Annotated in this window: 19 protein-coding genes; 5 read left to right on the plus strand and 14 right to left on the minus strand. The window is 69.4% G+C overall.

Annotated features, from left to right (window positions below; all coding sequences use genetic code 11):
- The first annotated feature begins 91 nt into the window (after nt 1-91).
- Nucleotides 92-382 (plus strand): integration host factor subunit beta, encoded by a 291-nt coding sequence (locus E4M01_RS01765; RefSeq protein WP_135066540.1) that lies wholly within the window; start codon nt 92-94, stop codon nt 380-382.
- A gap of 11 nt (nt 383-393) precedes the next feature.
- Nucleotides 394-816: a large-conductance mechanosensitive channel protein MscL gene (gene mscL, locus E4M01_RS01770; RefSeq protein ID WP_135066543.1), complete on the plus strand. Its 423-nt coding sequence runs from the start codon at nt 394-396 to the stop codon at nt 814-816.
- A gap of 15 nt (nt 817-831) precedes the next feature.
- Here mscL and yihA read toward each other — a convergent pair whose 3' ends face one another.
- The 4 genes from yihA to rpmH all read right to left on the minus strand — a co-directional run bounded on the left by yihA (nt 832) and on the right by rpmH (nt 3,926).
- Nucleotides 832-1,482 (minus strand): ribosome biogenesis GTP-binding protein YihA/YsxC, encoded by a 651-nt coding sequence (gene yihA, locus E4M01_RS01775; protein WP_135066546.1) that lies wholly within the window; start codon nt 1,480-1,482, stop codon nt 832-834.
- A gap of 67 nt (nt 1,483-1,549) precedes the next feature.
- Nucleotides 1,550-3,346, minus strand: coding sequence for a membrane protein insertase YidC (gene yidC / locus E4M01_RS01780; protein WP_135066549.1), 1,797 nt, complete (start codon nt 3,344-3,346; stop codon nt 1,550-1,552).
- The gene (gene rnpA, locus E4M01_RS01785) at nt 3,343-3,768 is read right to left on the minus strand and encodes a ribonuclease P protein component (protein ID WP_135066552.1); all 426 of its coding nucleotides are present in this window, start codon (nt 3,766-3,768) and stop codon (nt 3,343-3,345) included. Before rnpA ends, yidC begins: the two co-directional genes overlap by 4 nt.
- 23 nt (nt 3,769-3,791) lie before the next feature.
- Nucleotides 3,792-3,926, minus strand: coding sequence for a 50S ribosomal protein L34 (rpmH, locus tag E4M01_RS01790; RefSeq protein ID WP_003164000.1), 135 nt, complete (start codon nt 3,924-3,926; stop codon nt 3,792-3,794).
- 123 nt (nt 3,927-4,049) lie between these two features.
- Here rpmH and E4M01_RS01795 point away from each other — a divergent pair, with 123 nt between their 5' ends.
- Both E4M01_RS01795 and E4M01_RS01800 read left to right on the plus strand, forming a co-directional pair.
- Entirely contained in the window at nt 4,050-4,796 is a 747-nt protein-coding gene (locus E4M01_RS01795) for a TVP38/TMEM64 family protein (protein WP_135066555.1), read from the plus strand.
- The gene (locus tag E4M01_RS01800) at nt 4,793-6,208 is read left to right on the plus strand and encodes a sensor histidine kinase (RefSeq protein ID WP_135066558.1); all 1,416 of its coding nucleotides are present in this window, start codon (nt 4,793-4,795) and stop codon (nt 6,206-6,208) included. The genes E4M01_RS01795 and E4M01_RS01800 overlap by 4 nt, the downstream gene beginning before the upstream one ends.
- Before the next feature lie 2 nt (nt 6,209-6,210).
- Here the strand turns inward: E4M01_RS01800 and E4M01_RS01805 are convergent, their stop codons facing one another.
- Entirely contained in the window at nt 6,211-6,474 is a 264-nt protein-coding gene (locus E4M01_RS01805; protein ID WP_135066667.1) for a hypothetical protein, read from the minus strand.
- A gap of 105 nt (nt 6,475-6,579) precedes the next feature.
- On the opposite strand from E4M01_RS01805, the gene E4M01_RS01810 reads away from it, so the two are divergent.
- The gene (locus tag E4M01_RS01810) at nt 6,580-7,095 is read left to right on the plus strand and encodes a cell wall hydrolase (protein WP_135066561.1); all 516 of its coding nucleotides are present in this window, start codon (nt 6,580-6,582) and stop codon (nt 7,093-7,095) included.
- Here the strand turns inward: E4M01_RS01810 and E4M01_RS01815 are convergent, their stop codons facing one another.
- From E4M01_RS01815 to E4M01_RS01855, 9 genes are all read right to left on the minus strand, one after another.
- Nucleotides 7,096-7,569: an RNA pyrophosphohydrolase gene (locus E4M01_RS01815; RefSeq protein ID WP_135066564.1), complete on the minus strand. Its 474-nt coding sequence runs from the start codon at nt 7,567-7,569 to the stop codon at nt 7,096-7,098.
- Between the two features lie 31 nt (nt 7,570-7,600).
- Nucleotides 7,601-8,788 (minus strand): divergent polysaccharide deacetylase family protein, encoded by a 1,188-nt coding sequence (locus E4M01_RS01820; RefSeq protein ID WP_135066567.1) that lies wholly within the window; start codon nt 8,786-8,788, stop codon nt 7,601-7,603.
- A gap of 113 nt (nt 8,789-8,901) precedes the next feature.
- Nucleotides 8,902-10,338, minus strand: a complete 1,437-nt coding sequence (locus tag E4M01_RS01825) for a S41 family peptidase (RefSeq protein WP_135066570.1) — start codon at nt 10,336-10,338, stop codon at nt 8,902-8,904.
- Nucleotides 10,339-10,469: 131 nt separating this feature from the next.
- Nucleotides 10,470-11,552: a murein hydrolase activator EnvC gene (locus tag E4M01_RS01830; RefSeq protein ID WP_135066572.1), complete on the minus strand. Its 1,083-nt coding sequence runs from the start codon at nt 11,550-11,552 to the stop codon at nt 10,470-10,472.
- Entirely contained in the window at nt 11,553-12,017 is a 465-nt protein-coding gene (gene rlmH, locus E4M01_RS01835) for a 23S rRNA (pseudouridine(1915)-N(3))-methyltransferase RlmH (protein WP_135066574.1), read from the minus strand. It abuts the gene before it with no gap.
- Nucleotides 12,018-12,102: 85 nt separating this feature from the next.
- On the minus strand, nt 12,103-12,543 hold the full coding sequence (gene rsfS, locus E4M01_RS01840) for a ribosome silencing factor (RefSeq protein ID WP_135066576.1): 441 nt from the start codon (nt 12,541-12,543) through the stop codon (nt 12,103-12,105).
- A gap of 117 nt (nt 12,544-12,660) precedes the next feature.
- Entirely contained in the window at nt 12,661-13,323 is a 663-nt protein-coding gene (locus tag E4M01_RS01845) for a nicotinate-nucleotide adenylyltransferase (RefSeq protein WP_209316090.1), read from the minus strand.
- A 67-nt stretch (nt 13,324-13,390) separates the two neighbouring features.
- Nucleotides 13,391-14,644 carry a pentapeptide repeat-containing protein gene (locus E4M01_RS01850; RefSeq protein WP_135066581.1) on the minus strand — a complete coding sequence of 418 codons (1,254 nt, stop codon included), beginning with the start codon at nt 14,642-14,644 and terminating at the stop codon, nt 13,391-13,393.
- A complete protein-coding gene (locus E4M01_RS01855; RefSeq protein WP_135066584.1) occupies nt 14,641-15,906 on the minus strand; it encodes a pentapeptide repeat-containing protein in 1,266 nt (421 codons plus the stop codon). The genes E4M01_RS01850 and E4M01_RS01855 overlap by 4 nt, the downstream gene beginning before the upstream one ends.
- Nucleotides 15,907-15,921 lie beyond the last annotated feature (15 nt).

Raw genomic sequence — 15,921 nt, forward strand, 5'->3', positions numbered from 1 at the left:
CGGAAAGCTGTGGTTAGTGTGCGGCGGCGGTCATTGAGGCCGTGACCCCAGACAGCCCGGCGACGGGCGCGGCAGGGCGGGGGCCTATTCGATGATCAAGTCGGAACTGATCGACAAGCTGGCGGCGGAGAACACCCATCTGACCCACTCGGAGGTCGAGCGGGTGGTGAACATCGTGCTCGGCCGAATGACTGATGCGCTGTCGAATGGCGGTCGGGTCGAACTTCGGGGCTTCGGCGCCTTCTCGGTGCGGTCGCGGCCAGCGCGCTCGGGGCGAAACCCGCGCACGGGCGAGACTGTCGATGTCCCGGCCAAGTCGGTGCCCTTCTTCAAGAGCGGCAAAGAGCTGCGTGAACGGCTCAACGCCTCGGGCGACGCCTGAAGGAGCCGCGAATGAGCCTGCTCAAGGAATTCCGCGAGTTCGCGGTCAAGGGCAACGTCATCGACCTGGCGGTCGGCATCATCATCGGCGCCGCCTTCAACGGCATAGTCCAGAGCCTGGTCAATCAGGTGATCATGCCGCCGATCGGCCTGGCCACCGGCGGCATCGACTTCTCCAACCTGGAGTGGGTGCTCGTCCCCGAGAATCCGGCGACCGAAGAGATCGAGAAGGTCGCCATCCAGTACGGCGCCTTCATCAACACCCTGATCCAGTTCCTGATCGTGGCCTTCGTGGTCTTCATGCTGGTCAAGGTGATAAACAAGCTGCGTCGAGACCAGGCGGCCCAGCCGGATCCCGCGCCTGCCGCCCCGACGGCCACCGAAAGTCTCCTGACCGAAATCCGCGACGAGCTGAAATCGCGCCCGCGGCTATAGCGCCCGGTCCAGTCCTCAGCCTCCGGAAGGCGAGGTCTCGGTGGCGCGCATGACCATGGCGCGCAGTTCGGGAATGCCCGTGCCCTTGTCCGACGAGGTCACCGCGACTTCCGGATAGGCGGCGGGCCGCTTCGAAATGGCCTTGAGCGTCGCCTCAGCTACGCGCTCGACCTCGCTGGCCTTCAGCTTGTCGGCCTTGGTAAGCACGATCTGATAGCTGACGGCCGACAGGTCCAGCGCGTCCAGCGCCTCGGTGTCCACCGCCTTCAGCCCGTGGCGGCTGTCGATCAGCAGATAGACCCGCTTCAGCGTCACCCGGCCGCGCAGATAGTCGCGCCCCAGGTTCTGGAACCGCTTCACCTCGCCCTTTGACGCCTTGGCCCAGCCATAGCCTGGCAGATCGACCAGCCGCATCTTGCCGTCCAGGTCGAAGAAGTTGACCTCGCGCGTGCGGCCAGGCTCGTTGGACGCCCGCGCCAGCTTGTTCATGCCGACCAGAGCGTTGATCAGGCTGGACTTGCCGACGTTGGAGCGCCCGGCGAAGGCGACCTCGGGCAGGTCGGGCTCGGGCAGTTGCTCGATCTTGGCGCAGCCCATGACGAAGGTCGCCGGCCGCGCGAACAGCACGCGCGCGCCCTCGAGTTCTTCGTCGGTGAAATCGCTCATATCCGTCTCCCGGCGACGCCGGGCCCCCACGATGGAGCCCGGTCATTCACGGGTGGTGCAGTCGGCCTCAGGCCTTCTTGAAGCGGGCCAGGAAGGTGTCGATCGGGTTCTCGGCCTTGAAGCGGTGCATGATGATGTACTGCTGTAGGATCGACAGGATGTTGTTCCACGCCCAGTAGATCAGCAGCCCGGCCGCGAACGGCGCCATGATGAAGGTGAAGACCAGCGGCATGAAGGCGAAGATCTTGCGTTGAACCGGGTCGGGCGCAGGCGGGTTCATCGCCATCTGCAGCCACATCGTCAGGCCGTAGAAGATCGGCAGGATGCCCAGGTGCAGCGGCCCGTTCAGCAGGCCGCCGATCAGGGGAACCGACGCCACGTCCCAGGGGAACAGGCCGAACCCGGTGAAGATCGACGACGGGTCGCGCGCCGACAGGTCGCGTATCCATCCGAAGAACGGCGCGTGGCGCATCTCGATGGTGACGAACAGCACCTTGTACAGGGCGTAGAAGACCGGAATCTGGATCAGGATGGGCACGCAGCCCGCCAGCGGATTGATCTTCTCGCGCTGGTACAGCGCCATGATTTCCTGCTGCTGCTTCTGCGTGTCGCCTTCGTGCTTCTTCTTGATCTCCTCCATCTTGGGCTGGAGGGTCCGCATCTTGGACAGGCTTTCGTAGGCCTTGTTGGCCAGCGGGAACATGATCAGCTTGACCACGACGGTCAGGCCCAGGATGGCCAGGCCGAAGTTGCCCATCAGGTTGAAGAAGAACTCCACGACCATGAACAGCGGCCGGGTCAGGAACCAGAACATCCCCCAGTCAATGGCGTAGACGAAGCGCGGCAGGTCCAGTTGCTCCTCGTAGGACTTCAGGATCTCGTTGCGCTTGACCCCGGCGAACAGGCGCTGGGTCTCGGTGACCTGGCGGCCCGGCTGAATGGTGCGCGACTGGCCCAGCAGATTGGCTTCGTGGACATTGGTTTCGCCCGCCGCACGCACGCGGAACTCGCCCTGGACCTGTTCGGTCTGCGGGGGGATCAGGGCGGCCAGCCAGTATTTGTCGGTGATGCCCATCCAGCCGCCGGTCGAGGTCTGCTCGACCCGGGGGCGCTTTTCCCAGTCCTTGTACTTGATCTGCTCGGTGGAATAGGAGCCCTCGCGGCCGAAGGTGCCGATCGCGCCCTCATGCAGGATCATCTGCCGACCCAGGTCGTCGGGCACGCCCTGACGCTGCACCGAGCCGTAGGGCGCGATGGTGATGGGCTGGGTCCCCAGATTGGCGACCGTGTCGGAGACGGTGAACAGATACTGGTCGTCGATGGAGATGACGCGGGTGAAGCGCAGGCCCTGGCCGTTGTCCCAGATCAGGGTCACCGGCGTCGTCGGCGTGAGCGTCTGCCCGTTTGTCAGGCGCCAAAGGGTGTTGGGCCCGGGCACGCCGCCCGGCACGTTGGGGCCGGTCCAGCCGAACTGGGCGAAATAGGCGTGCTGCATGCCCTGCGGGCGGAACAGCTCCACCGGCGGCGAGTCGGCGTCCAGCGTCTCGCGGTAGCGGGTCAGGAACAGGTCGTCGATGCGGCCGCCCTGCAGCGACAGCGAACCGCGCAGGGTCGGCGTTTCGATCGCCACGCGCGCCGCCGAGCCGAGCGCAGCCGAGCGATCAGTGACGAAGACGCCGGTTTCGGGCCGCAGCGCCGTGTTGGAGGCGTCGGCGGCCGGTTGGCTCTGCTGCTCGGCTGCGGCGCGCTGGGCGGCCTGGCGGCGCTCGGCCTGCGGCTGCATCACAAAGGCGTAGTAGGCCAACATGATGACCGCCGAACACACGATGAAGATCAGCGTGTTGCGCGAGTTCTCGTTCTTCATCGGGGCGGGCTGTCCTGCACAACGGCGGAAGGGTCGGCCGGTCGGCCTGAGGGGGCGGCGGGCGCGGGGGCCGCGCGCGGGGTCGCCAGCCTTGTAAGCACCCATTTCACATCGTCAAGCAAACGGTCCCAGGGACGGTCAGCCGTGCCCATTCGGGCGATGAAGACATAGTCGCGTCCGGCCAGGGCGTGGGCGGGCGCCAGCAGACGCGCGGCCTCTCTCAGCCGGCGCTTGGCGCGGTTGCGGACCACCGCGCCGCCGATCTTGCGCGTAGCGGTGAAGCCCAGTCCGACGGCGTCTGATCCGTCGCCGCGGTCCAGCATCTGGATGACCACGCCGCCGCGGGCCTCGGAACGACCTTTGGCGGCCGCCAGGAACTGGGGCCGCCGCTTCAGTCGATGAAGTTCAAAGGCGTCGGTCATGCGCCGGACAACGGCGCGCGCCGTCAGGCCGTCAGGCGCTTGCGGCCCTTGGCGCGGCGGCGGGCGACGATCTTCTGGCCGTTCTTGGTGGCCATCCGCGAACGGAAGCCGTGACGGCGCTTGCGCACGAGTCGCGACGGCTGATAGGTCCGCTTCACGGTCGGCTCCAAACATAACTGGTGTGAGGCGGCGGGCAGGAAGACGTCCACCGCAGGAAGGGCGGGCGTATAAGCGGGGACTGGCGCGGTGTCAACGCCGAGCTGATCAGGGAAAACGAGCGGATGCAGCAGCGAAGGGCGAAGGACTGGGCGATCCGCCTTCTGCCGCTGGCCGCCGTCGCGGCTCTGGTGGCGCTGATCTTCGCCATGGGGTGGAACCGCTACCTGTCCATGGAGATGCTGCGCGAGCACGGTCTGGCGCTCCAGGCCTATGCGCGCGACCATTATCTGATCGCCCTGATCGCCTTCGTCGCCGTCTATGCGTTGGCGACGGCCTCGACCATTCCGGGACCGGTCTTCCTGACCCTGTTGGGCGGGATGATGTTCGGGCCCTACGTCGGCGCCTTGGCCCAGGCCACGGGCGCCACCATCGGCTCGATCGTGATCTATCTGGTGTACCGCACCGCAATCGGCCGCTGGCTGAGGGCCAAGTTCGAGGCGGACGCCGGCCTGATGGACCGGATAGCCAAGGGAATCGACCGCAACGCCTTCCTGACCCTGCTGACGCTTCGGCTTATCCCCAGCGTGCCCTTCGTGCTGATCAACGCCTGCGCCGGCATGGTGGCGGCGCCGCTGCGGCCCTACATCGCCGCGACCTTTCTGGGACTGCTCCCGTCGACCTTCATCTACACCTGGATCGGCTCGGGCCTGGGAGATCTTCTTCGCGCCGGCGTGCGTCCTGATCTGCGCATGCTGGTCGGACAGTTCTTCTGGCCGCTGATGGGGGTGGCCTTTCTGTCGCTGCTGCTTCCCGCGCTTATCAAGGGCGTTCAGATCTGGCGCACGCGACGCCGGGCGGCGGCGGCATGAGCCGGCTGGACGTCCTCTCCGCGCTGCGCCGGCTGCGCCTCGCCGCGCCCGAAGGTCTCACGCCGCGGCTCCTGATCCTGACCGCCCTGTTCACCCTGGCCGTGCTGTCCGCCATCGTCCTGCCCAGCGCCGCCGCCTTCCACGAACGCTGGCTGCAGGATCGGCTGCAGTCGGCCGAACTGGCGTCGGTGGGTGTCGAAGCCCTGCCCTATTCCGCCGTCGAGGACGAGACGGCCGCCGAACTGTTACGCATCGGCGGAGTGCAGTCGGTGGTGGTCGGCGAGCAGGGTGTGCGCCGGCTGCTGCTGCAGGCGCCCAACCTGCCCCGGGCGCCCGAGCTTATCGACCTACGCGAGCGGAACTTCGGCCAGCGGCTGATGGACCCCTGGCGCACCCTGTTCGGCCACCCGGACCGCTCGCTGCGCGTTCAGGCGGCGCCGCGCTATCGCTCGGGCGATCTGATCGAGATCCTGGCGCCGGCGCAGCCGCTGAAGATTGAACTACGCGGCTTCCTGCTGAACACGCTTCTGACCGCGCTGTTGATTTCGACCCTGGCCGGCGGACTGCTCTATGCGGCCCTGGCCTACCTTGTGGTCCAGCCGCTGAGGCGGGTGACCAAGGCCATCGAACGCTTTGCCTCCGATCCAGAGAGCGCCGGCGAGGCGCCAAGCCCGCGCCGCGACGAGATCGGCCGCGTCGAACGCGAACTGGCGCGGATGCAGGACGAGGTGCGCCAGTCCCTGCGCGCCCGCGCCCGCCTTGTGGCGCTGGGCGAGGCGGTGGCGAAGATCAATCACGATCTCCGGAACATGCTGACCTCGGCCCAAATGGCCTCCGAACGGCTCGCCGCCTCGGCCGACCCCCATGTGGCCAAGGCCCTGCCACGGCTTGAGCGGGCCCTGGGGCGGGCCTCGACCCTGGCGCGCAACGTGTTGGACTACGGCAAGAGCGAGGAGCCGCCGTCTCAGAAGGTCCGCCTCGCCCTGACGACCGCCGTGCGCGCCGCGGCCGAGGACGCGGGGCTGGACCCCCGGGGCGTGCGTCTCAAGACCCGCCTGCCGGCCCGGTTGATGGTCGAGGCCGATGCAGATCAGCTGCATCGCATCTTGGTCAATCTGATGCGCAACGCCCGCCAGGCCATCGAAGCCGCGGGACTCGAGGAGGGCGTCATCGAAGTGTCGGCGCACGAGGCCGAGGGACGCTGCCTGATCCGCCTGACCGACAACGGCCCTGGGATCCCGCCGCGCCTGGCCGAGCGCCTTTTCGAGCCCTTTGTCAGCGGCAAGGCTTCGGGCGGCACGGGCCTGGGCCTGACCATATCTCGAGAGCTGGCCGCGCTTCACGGCGGCGATCTGCGCCTGGTCGAGACCAGCGAGCGCGGCGCCGTCTTCGAACTTGCGCTGCCGGCCTGACCTCAGTCCAGGCCGTCCTCGGTGACGACGAACGGCCGGTTCTGAGCCTTGGCCTCAGCGGCCAGCTCCTCCTGAACCCGATGCCAGCGGCGCAGGCGCTCGAAGGCGATGACATTCTCGGGCGAAGCGTCCATCCAGTCTCGGAAGGCGATCACCTCGGGGTCACGTTCGCCGGCGTCCGGCGCCGGCATGGGCGGAGTGGACGGCAGCCGCGCGGCCACGCTCGCGGGAATGGGATAGTCGCCCGAGGGCGTGCTCAGCATCATGACCGGCATCTAAGCCGCGCTTTGGACGACGGCGCAATCTCAACCTTTCGCCGCGACAAGCGTTGCCGCTTTCGACAGGATGACGAAGACCACAAGGGAAGCTCCATGACACGCCTCGTCCTCACCGCCGCAGCCCTCTCCGCCTTGGCGCTCGGCCTGGCGGCGCCGGCCGTCGCCCAGCAGCAAACTCAGGCCCAGGTCTCCGCCCAAGCGGCCACGGGCGACGCCGCAACGCAGGCGCGACTGCGCGCGCAGGGCGAGGCTTATCACCGTGCGCCGGACTCCGCTCAAGATCCCGACGAACTGGTGCGAACCCGAATTCTCAATGCCGAGATCGCCGCCGGCAACATGGCGGCCGAGGATCAGGAGCGCGCCGCGGCCGCGGTGCACGCCCAGGCCCTAGCCAGCCATGAAGAGGAGGAGGTGCGCGCCGCCACGGCCCGCGCCGAATACGAGGCCACCCTGCGCGCTTCCGAGGCCGCTCAGGCGCGCTACGATGAGATGTACGCCGCCTGGGAAGCCCAGGTCAGGGCGTGCAATGCGGGCGACCGCCGGGGCTGCGCCGCCGGTCCCGCGCGCTTCGATCCGACGCCACCCGCGCCCGCGCCGCGCCGCTGGTGATCAGCCGGCGAAGCGGGCGAAGGACTCGATGACGCGGGCGTAGGCCTCGCGCTTGAACGGCACGATCAGGTCGCACGCTTCGCTCAGCCGCCCCCAGCGCCAGGCGTCGAACTCCGGCTCGCCATGCGCCGTCAGATCGACCTCGGCGTCCTGGCCCAGGAAGCGGCAGGCGAACCACATCTGCTTCTGCCCCTTCCAGCCCCGCGCCTGTTTTGAACCGCCGTAGTCGGCCGGGAAGTCGTACGCGATCCATTCGTCGGTTCGACCCATGACCTCGACCGAGGTGACGCCCGTCTCCTCGGCCAATTCGCGCAAGGCGGCGGCCTGCAGGTCCTCGCCCTCGTCCACGCCGCCTTGCGGAAACTGCCAGGCGTGGGCGCCGGATGTGTGGATGCGGTGTCCGTACCAGGCCAGACCGTCGCGGTTGAACAGGACGACGCCGACGTTGGGGCGGTGCAGGCTAAGATCGGTCATCGACGCCAGATAGCCCGCGTCGTCGCTCGTGTCAGCGTCCAGGGCGTTGGGTCATCGCCGAAGCGGGGGCCAGCTGCAGGCCGCGCGCGTCAAGGCCCTCGGCCCACCGGGCGGCGGCCTCAACGGTCACAGGATAGCTGAAGCCGGCGCCCATGGCGGAGCCGCGCGACTTGGCGAGAGCCTCGATCGCATTCAACTGGGCCATGATGGCGGCGGGGCTCTGGGTTTGGTCGATGACGCGATCGGCGCTGGCGCGCGCCCAGGCGCCGGGCCGGCGGCCCGCCGAGCCGTCGTCCAGGAAGGCCACGCCGCGCTGGCGCAGCACGCTCAGAAAGGCGTTCATGCCAGCGTCCGAGGCCATGAAGCGGTCGCCGAGATAGTTGGTCACCCCGAAGTAGCCTGTGGCCCTGCCGAGCAGCCAGTTCATCTTGGCCGTCACGTCGTCGGCTCCGCCCGAGGCCAGCAGGGTGTAGGGCCCAGGATCGTTGTCCGGATAGCCCGAGGGCTCCATCGGCATTTCGATCAGCACCTCGTGACCCTGGGCGCGGGCCTGGTCGATCCAGCTCTGCAGATTGTCCGCATAGGGCACGAAGCTCAGCGTCACCTCGGCCGGCAGGCGTTCGATGGCGGCGCGGGTGGTGACGGCGTTCAGCCCCAGGCCGCCCACGATCAGCGCCACGCGCGGCTTGCCATTCGAGCGGAATGGACGGGCATACGCCTGAGCCGGCACACGGCCGTCCGTGGCGATGACCGGCAGCGGACCGTCTGGCCCCGGCTGGCTGAGGCCGGCGATCGGCGCGGGCGCCAGAGGATCGGCAGCGCGGCGCGGTGCGCCCACCGGCACGCCGCCAGAGACCACCGCGCCGTCAGGCAGGGTGATCAGCGCCTCCCCGCCCTCGACGCCCGCCGACAAGGGATCGGTCGCGATCAGCGCCTGATAAGGATCCATGCCCTCGATGAAGAAGGCCTCGAAGCCCGACGGCGGCGCGGTGGACACGGCGTCACGCGTGATCTCGCCCCGCGCGCTGGGGGCGCCCGCGCGCGGGTCGCCCAGCACCGCCACGAACAGGGCGCCCGCCGCCAGCAGCAGTCCTCCCGCCGCCGCAACGGCGACCGGCGGCTTCTTCAGGATGGCGACGACCGGCGCGAGATTCAGCGACGCCTTGGGGGGCGGCGATCCGGCGGCGGCGGCGAGGGCGGACTGACGTTTGGCGAACATGGCTCGGGCGGGTCGGACGAACAGCGTCCACTCCACCCTGACGCCCGCCGGTTAAGAAACCCTAACGGCGGATTCACCACGATGTCTGCGCCCGTCTCCCATCGGGAGAGGGATCAGGGCTGCGGCGTCGGGCGCGGCTCGTTGCCTGGCGTGATCTCCGGCGCGCGGGTCGGCCGAGCGGCGTCGGGCGCCGTGGTCGAAACGCCTGGCGTCTCCGCCACCTCCACGGTCGGTTCGGTGACCACGATGTTCGCCGGCGCGGCCGCCAGACGGCTCAGATTTCCGCCCGCGCGCAGCACGTCGAAGGCGCGCTGCAGCTGATAGTCGGCGTCCTTGTCGTAGTCCGGGCCCGGCGCCTCACGCGGGGTGTGCGCCCCCCGGCGTTCGGCGCCGATCGAGGCGTCCAGCGCGGTGGAATAGGCGGCTTCGGAATAGATGAAGCTGGAGCGCGAGACGATGCGCGCCTCGGCCTCGGTGCGGGCCACCTCCAGGTCCGGCTCGATACCGATCTTCTGGATCGAGCGGCCCGACGGCGTGTAGTAGCGCGCCGTGGTGATCGACAGGGCGCCGTCCTGGCCGCCGCGGATCGGGATGACGGTCTGCACCGACCCCTTGCCGAAGCTGGTCAGGCCCACGACCGTCGCCCGTTCCTGATCCTTCAGGGCGCCGGCCACGATCTCTGACGCCGAGGCCGAGCCGTAGTTGATCAGCACCACGACCGGCAGGCCGTCGGCCAGGTCGCCCGGTTTGGCGGCGTAGCGTTCGATCTGGTCGGGGCGACGGCCGCGCTGGCTGACGATCTCACCACGCTCCAGGAAGGCGTCCGACACGTCGATGGCCGCCGTCAGCAGGCCGCCGCCGTTGTTGCGCAAATCCAGCACATAGCCCCTCAGACCCGGCTTCTCGGTCTTCAGGCGCGCGATGGTCTCGTTCAGCTCGCGGCCGGTGTTCTCGTTGAAGGTCGAGACGCGCAGATAGCCGAAGTCGCCCTCGATGCGGCCGGTGACCGATTCAATGCGGATCACCTCTCGGGTCAGCACCACCTCGCGCGGCTCCTCGCCGTCGCGCAGGAAGGTCACGGTCACGCTGGTGCCCATGGCGCCGCGCAGCTTCTCGGACACCTGGCTGACGGTCATGCCGGCCGCGTTCTGGCCGTCGATGGCCGAGATGACGTCGCCCGCCTGGACGTTGGCGCGGCCGGCCGGGCTGTTGTCCATCGGCGAGATGACCTTCACCAGGCCGCCCTCGGCGGTGATGGTCAGGCCGACGCCGGAATACTGGCCCTCGGTGCGCTCGCGCAGGTCGTCGAAGCCGCTGGCGGGCAGATAGTTGGAGTGCGGATCCAGCGAGGTCATCATCCCCTGAAGGGCCGCCTCGATCAGCTTCTTGTTGTCGACCGGCACCACATAATACTGCTCGACCACCCCCAGGACGTCCCCGAACAGCTCCAGCAGGCGGAAGGTCTCGTTGCGGGGGGTCTGGCTGGATACGGCCATGGCCGACCCGCCAAGCACCGCGGCGGCGCAGCCCAGAAGAAGCAGTTTACGCATTCGGTCTCTTTCGATCGGCGTCATCTCAACACCGGGGCGTCAGGTAAGTCCGGTGTAGCGGCCAAAAGGCGGCGCCGGGGAGTCTCGTCGATAAAATCAGCGTCAGCGGGGGACGCAAGGGATTTCCACCGTCAACGCAGCCAAGGCGCCGGATCGATCGGACGGTCGTCGCGGCGCAGTTCGAAATAGATCTCGCCGTCCGCGGCCGACCGGCCCAGCGCCTGACCATCGGCGACTGCGTCGCCGGCCGAGACATCCAGCCGGTCCAGCCCCGCCACGACCGCGCGCCAGCCCGGCCCCAAGTCCAGGATCACCACCTCGCCCCAACCTGACAGCGACCCGGCGTAGGCGACGCGGCCCGCCGCCGGCGCCTTGGCCAGCGCCCCGTCGGCCCGCCACCGCCAGCCGTCCGACCGCGCCCCTTCGCCCCGGCCCCAGGTCGCGGACGGCGCGCCGGCGACCGGCGCCGTCAGCCGCGCCCGCCCCGCCGGCAGGCTGGCCGTCTCGCGCGGCGCGGCCTCGGGCGCGCGGGCGTCACCCCCCAGTTCGCGCACGCGCGCCTCCAGCGCCCGCGCCGAGCGTTCGGCCTGCTCCGCCTCGGCCTTCAGCACCGCCGCCAGGGCGGTGCGGCGGGCGCGCAGTTGGTCGACCCCGGCCAGCCGGTCCTCCTGGGCGCTCTCGCGGGTGATCAACCGCTCGGCCGACATGACCGCCAGCCGGCGGATGCGGCCCAGCTCGGCCTGTTCGGTCATCAGAGCCTCGGCGCGCGCCTCGACCTCGGGGGCCATGGCGCGGATCAGGATGGCGGCCCGCACCGTGTCGGTGGCCCGCTCGGCCGGGATCAGCAGCGGCGGCGGGGGCTTGCGGCTCATCAGCTGAAGCGCCGACAGCAGCCGCGCCTGCGCGTTGCGCTCGCGCGCCAGCCGGGTGACCAGCTGCGCCTCGCGCTGAGACAGCTCGTCGAGCCTCAAGCGCTGCGAGCGGATCTGGATGTCCTCCTGGGCGGCTTCCCGCTCCAGAGCCGTCAGGCGGCGCTCCAGCTCGGCGGTTTCGCGCTGCGCGGCCTGGGCGTCGGCCCTCAGCCGGCGCGCCCGCACGGTCTCGTCGCGATACTCGGCCTCCAGCCGGCGCAGGTCCTGCGCGGCCTGAGGCAGGCGCGCGGAGGCGGGCGCGGCGACGGCCAGCATCAGAAGGGCGGGAATCAGCGGTCTCATCTAGTCGCGATGATAGGGCGATCCCGCCAGAATGGTCACCGCCCGATAGAGCTGTTCGGCCAGCATCGCGCGCGCCAGGGCGTGAGGCCAGGTCTGCGGCCCGAAGGCCAGGAGCGAACCGGCCCGCGCCCGCACGCTCTCGTCCAGCCCGTCGGCCCCGCCGATGGCGAAGGCCAGCCGCCGTTCGCCGCGATCTCTCAACAGCGCCAGATGTTCGGCGAAGGCGCGCGAGGACCAGGCCTTGCCGCGCTCATCGCAGGCGATCAGATGCGCCCCCTCGGCCGCGCCCAGGATCAGTTCGGCCTCAGGCGCCTTGCCGGGCTTCCTGGGCTCCAAGTCGATCAGTTCCAGCGGCCCCAGGCCCAGCGGCCGGCCGGCCAGGGTCGCACGCCGCGCATAGTCGTCGGCCAGCGCGGCCTCGGGCCCGCGACCCGGCTTGCCGATGGCGATAAGCGAGAGCTTCATAATGTAGGCCCTATCGCCTTGCACACGGTGCAAGGCTGCTTGAGGGCGCCGCAGCGGGAGGAACCACCCACCCGCTTGGCCTCCGTCAGGCGTTGGCGCCCGCGCCGCGGTGGGCGCTGTCGACCGACCAGATCTTCTCGATGTTGTAGAACGTCCGCACTTCGGGCCGGAACAGGTGGATCACCACGTCGCCGGCGTCGATCAGCACCCAGTCGCAGTGCGGCAGGCCCTCGACCTTGGCCTTGCCCAGGCCGTGGTCCTTCAGCAGGCGCAGCAGGTGATCGGCGATGGCGCCGACGTGGCGGTGCGACCGGCCAGAGGCCACGATCATGGCGTCCGACATCGGGCTTTTGCCGCGCAGGTCGATCAGAACGATGTCCTGGGCCTTGTCGTCGTCCAGCTTGGACAGCAGGGCCTGCTCCAGCGGCGTGGCGCCGACCGGCAGGGGATCGCTGGCATCGCGGGCTGCGGAGAAGTCGCCGTCTTCCAGGCCGTCTTCGGGATGGACAGGGTCGATCGGGTCCATCTCGTTCGCCGTGTTCGAAACGGCGGTGTCTTGCGCGTCGTGCGCGGGCGAGGGTGTCAGCGGAGGGCTCCGAGGCGATGAACTAAAGGCGCAGCCTAGCACGGATGGCGCGCCGGGTCACCCGTCGGCGTCCCGGGCGTCTCGCGCGGCCCGGATGGCGGTGGAGGAGCGGTGGTTCAGCGGGGCCGTCAGATAGGTCCAGGCCGGCGCCGCCAGGCGCGGCAGCAGACGCGCCTGCGCGGCCGGCACGCGGAAGCGGGCGAAACGCTGGGCGCCCGGCGCGGTGCGGCTGTCCAGCAGGCTGCCGGGCCGCGCGATCACCGCCACAGGCATAAGCCGCATGATGTCGCTCCAGCCCCGCCAGCGGTGGAATCCGGCCAGATTGTCCGACCCCATCAGCCAGACAAAACTCACGTCGGGGTGGCGCGCCACCAGGACGCGCAGCGTGTCGATGGTCCACGAAGTACCGGCCCGCGTCTCGAAATCCGACACGATCATCGACGGCCCGTGGGCGACAGCCGCCGCCGACGCCATGCGATCGGCCAGAGGCGCGCTGTCGGCGGCGTTCTTCAGCGGGTTCTGCGGCGATACGAGCCACACCACCCGATCCAGGCCCAGCCGCGCCAGAGCTGTCTCAGCGACGTGCAGGTGGCCGTCATGCGCGGGATTGAAAGAGCCGCCGAACAGGCCGACCCGCATGCCGGGCTGCAGGCCCAGGCCGTCTCTCAGGGCGCCCCGTCGCGGACCGGAGGCTTTCGGCGCGGGGCCGGCGTGGAACAGGGGCAAGACGGGCTCGAGGGTTATGCTCAGTGCGGAGCTAACACGCCTGGGCGCGTCTGTCGCTAGATCAGGCTGCGGCGATTTCCGGCGGCAGGCCCCGTGCGCGGTCCAACCGCGCATCGACAAGCTGAGCGGCGGTCACACTCGCCTGGGTGAGGTCCGCACCCGCCAGGTCGGCGCCGGTCAGAACCGCGTCGGTCAGGTCGCAACCCCGCATGACGGCGTAGCGGAGCCGCGCTTCGACCAGGGTCGCTGGCATCGAGCGGGTCTTTGACAGCGGCAGCGGGCCTAGGCTGGCCCCCGCCAGATCGGCCTTGCTCAACAGCGCTCCGTTCAATCGGGCCCCGCGCAGATCGGCCCCTCGCAGATCCGCGCAGCGCAGATCGGCGCCATCGAGATTCGCGCCCTGGAAGCCGGTGTCGCGCAGATCCATGCCAACGAAACAGGCCCCTCGCGCACTGATGGCGGGCAGTTTGAACCCTCTCAGCTGTCCTTCCAGCGGTCTCAGATCCTCGCTGTCCAGCACTGCGGGTCGACCGAGCACTCCCCCGCTCTCGGCCCAGGCCATCGCATCCTTCAGGGCCTCAAGCATGACATCGGCCCGCGCCTTCATGGCCGCGTCGGGGGTGCGCAGCACGCCGGACAGGTCGGTCCTGTCCAAACGGGCAGCCTCCATCGCAACGCCGGTCAGCACTGCCCCCCGCAACCGCGCTCCGGCGAAATTGGCGCCGCCCACATCGGCTCCGTCCATCATGGCGCCCGATAGGTCTGCATCCTTTAGATTGGCGCCGTTCAGCCGGGCGCCGCGCATTGAGCAGTCGGTGAAGTCCGCCTTGAAGGCGCTGACCCCGTCGAAGCGCGAGCCGTCGAGAAGAGCGCCCGAGAAGCTGGCGCCGTCAGCGATGCCCAGCATCTTCTCGTTCTTGACCGCAGACAGCCCCTTGGTGGCGTGCGGAATGGCCAGCACCCCCTCGCGGAAATCGGCCTGGCTGAGGTCCGCCTGGCTCAGATTGGCGCCGCGCAGACAGGCGCCGCGAATGTCGGCACGGCGCAGATTGGCGCCCGTCAGGTCCGCCCCGCGCAGATCGCAGCCGAACAGGATGGCCCGCTCGAGCCGAGCGCCCGACAGGCGGCCGTTCTCCAGCGACGAACCCGTCAGATCGGCGTCGTCCAACAGGATTTCCGACAGATTCAGGTCGCTCAGATCCAGGAACTTCAGGCTGGCGCGCCGCCCGCCCGAGCGACCTTCCAAAAAGCGCAGGTGGGCCTGGACGAACATGTCCAGTTCGCCCTGGGTCAGTCGACGGCGGACAAAGGTCATGCGGGCAGGCTGTCCAGGCCACGCGCGCCGTCCAGCCGCGCGTCGTCCAGCACCGTCTGCTTCATATTGGCGCCGTGCAGATGCGCCCGGCTTAGGTCCGCGCCGGTCATGTCGGCCCGGTGCAGGTCCGCGCCCGACAGGTCCGCGCCACGCAGGCTGGCCCCTGTCAGATCGGCCGCCAGCAGCCGTTCGGGCCCTATCAGCAACGGCCCCAGCTGCGCCTGGCGCAGGTCAGCCCCCGACAGGCGAGCGTTCTTCAGCCGCGCGCCGCGCAGGTCGGCGCCCTGCATTCGGGTCGAGCGCAGATCGGCGCCCTCCAGATGCGCGCCCTGAAGCTGCACCCCTTCCATGTCCAGGCCGTAGAAAACCGCCTCCTTGGCCGACAGGGCGGTCAGGTTAAAACCCACGATCGAGCCCAGGCCGCGCAGATCGACCCGGTCGAACACCGACGGCTGGCCCTCGACGCCCCCGGTTTCGCACCACCGGGCATGGTCGCGCAGCATCTCGGCGGCCGGCATTTCCGCCACGGGCGCGCCCGACGAGCGGTCGTCGGTCAGCACGCCCTCCATCTTGGCCCCGTCGGTGCGCCACATCGCCGACTTCACCCCCACCAGAATGGCGTCGCGCAGATCGGCGCCCGAGAGGTCCGCCCCCGAAAGGTCCGCGCCAGCAAGGTCCGCGCCGCGGAAGGTGGCCTGCTTGAGATTGGCGCGAACCAGCTTGCAGTCCTTCATGATGGCGTCGGAGAAGTCGGCTGACTGGGCCAGAATGCCCGCAAGCTTGGACCGCTGCAGATTGGCGCCGACCAGCGTTGCTCCCTGGGCTTGGGCGACGTTCCGATTCTGAGCTTCGACGACGCGGTAACCCAGCCGCGCATCTGCAGCGGCCAGCGCGCCTTCTCTGAGGTCCGCCTCGAACAGGTCTGCGCCGGTCAGGTCGGCGCCACGCAGGCACGCTCCACGCAGATCGGCTCGGCGCAGACTGGCCTCGACCAGGATCGCGTCCTGCAGGTCGGCCCCGAAAAGGTTGGCGTTGTCCAGCCGCGCCCCCGTCAGATCACATCCGATCAGACAGGCCGCCGCGAAATCGGCGTCGGCGAGGTTGCAGCCGCGGAGGTCCAGGCCTGAAAGGTCCATCCAGGCGAACACCGCGCGCGCGCCTCCGGGGCGGGCCTGCCACAGCCGATCATGCCGCGCGCATATCGCGTCGACCTCGGCTTGGGTGAGCTTCTTGCGCTCGATGTCCTGGGGCTTCTCCGCCATGGCGCCATTCTGGGG

The sequence above is a fragment of the Brevundimonas sp. MF30-B genome (assembly GCF_004683885.1).
Taxonomy (GTDB): Bacteria; Pseudomonadota; Alphaproteobacteria; order Caulobacterales; family Caulobacteraceae; genus Brevundimonas.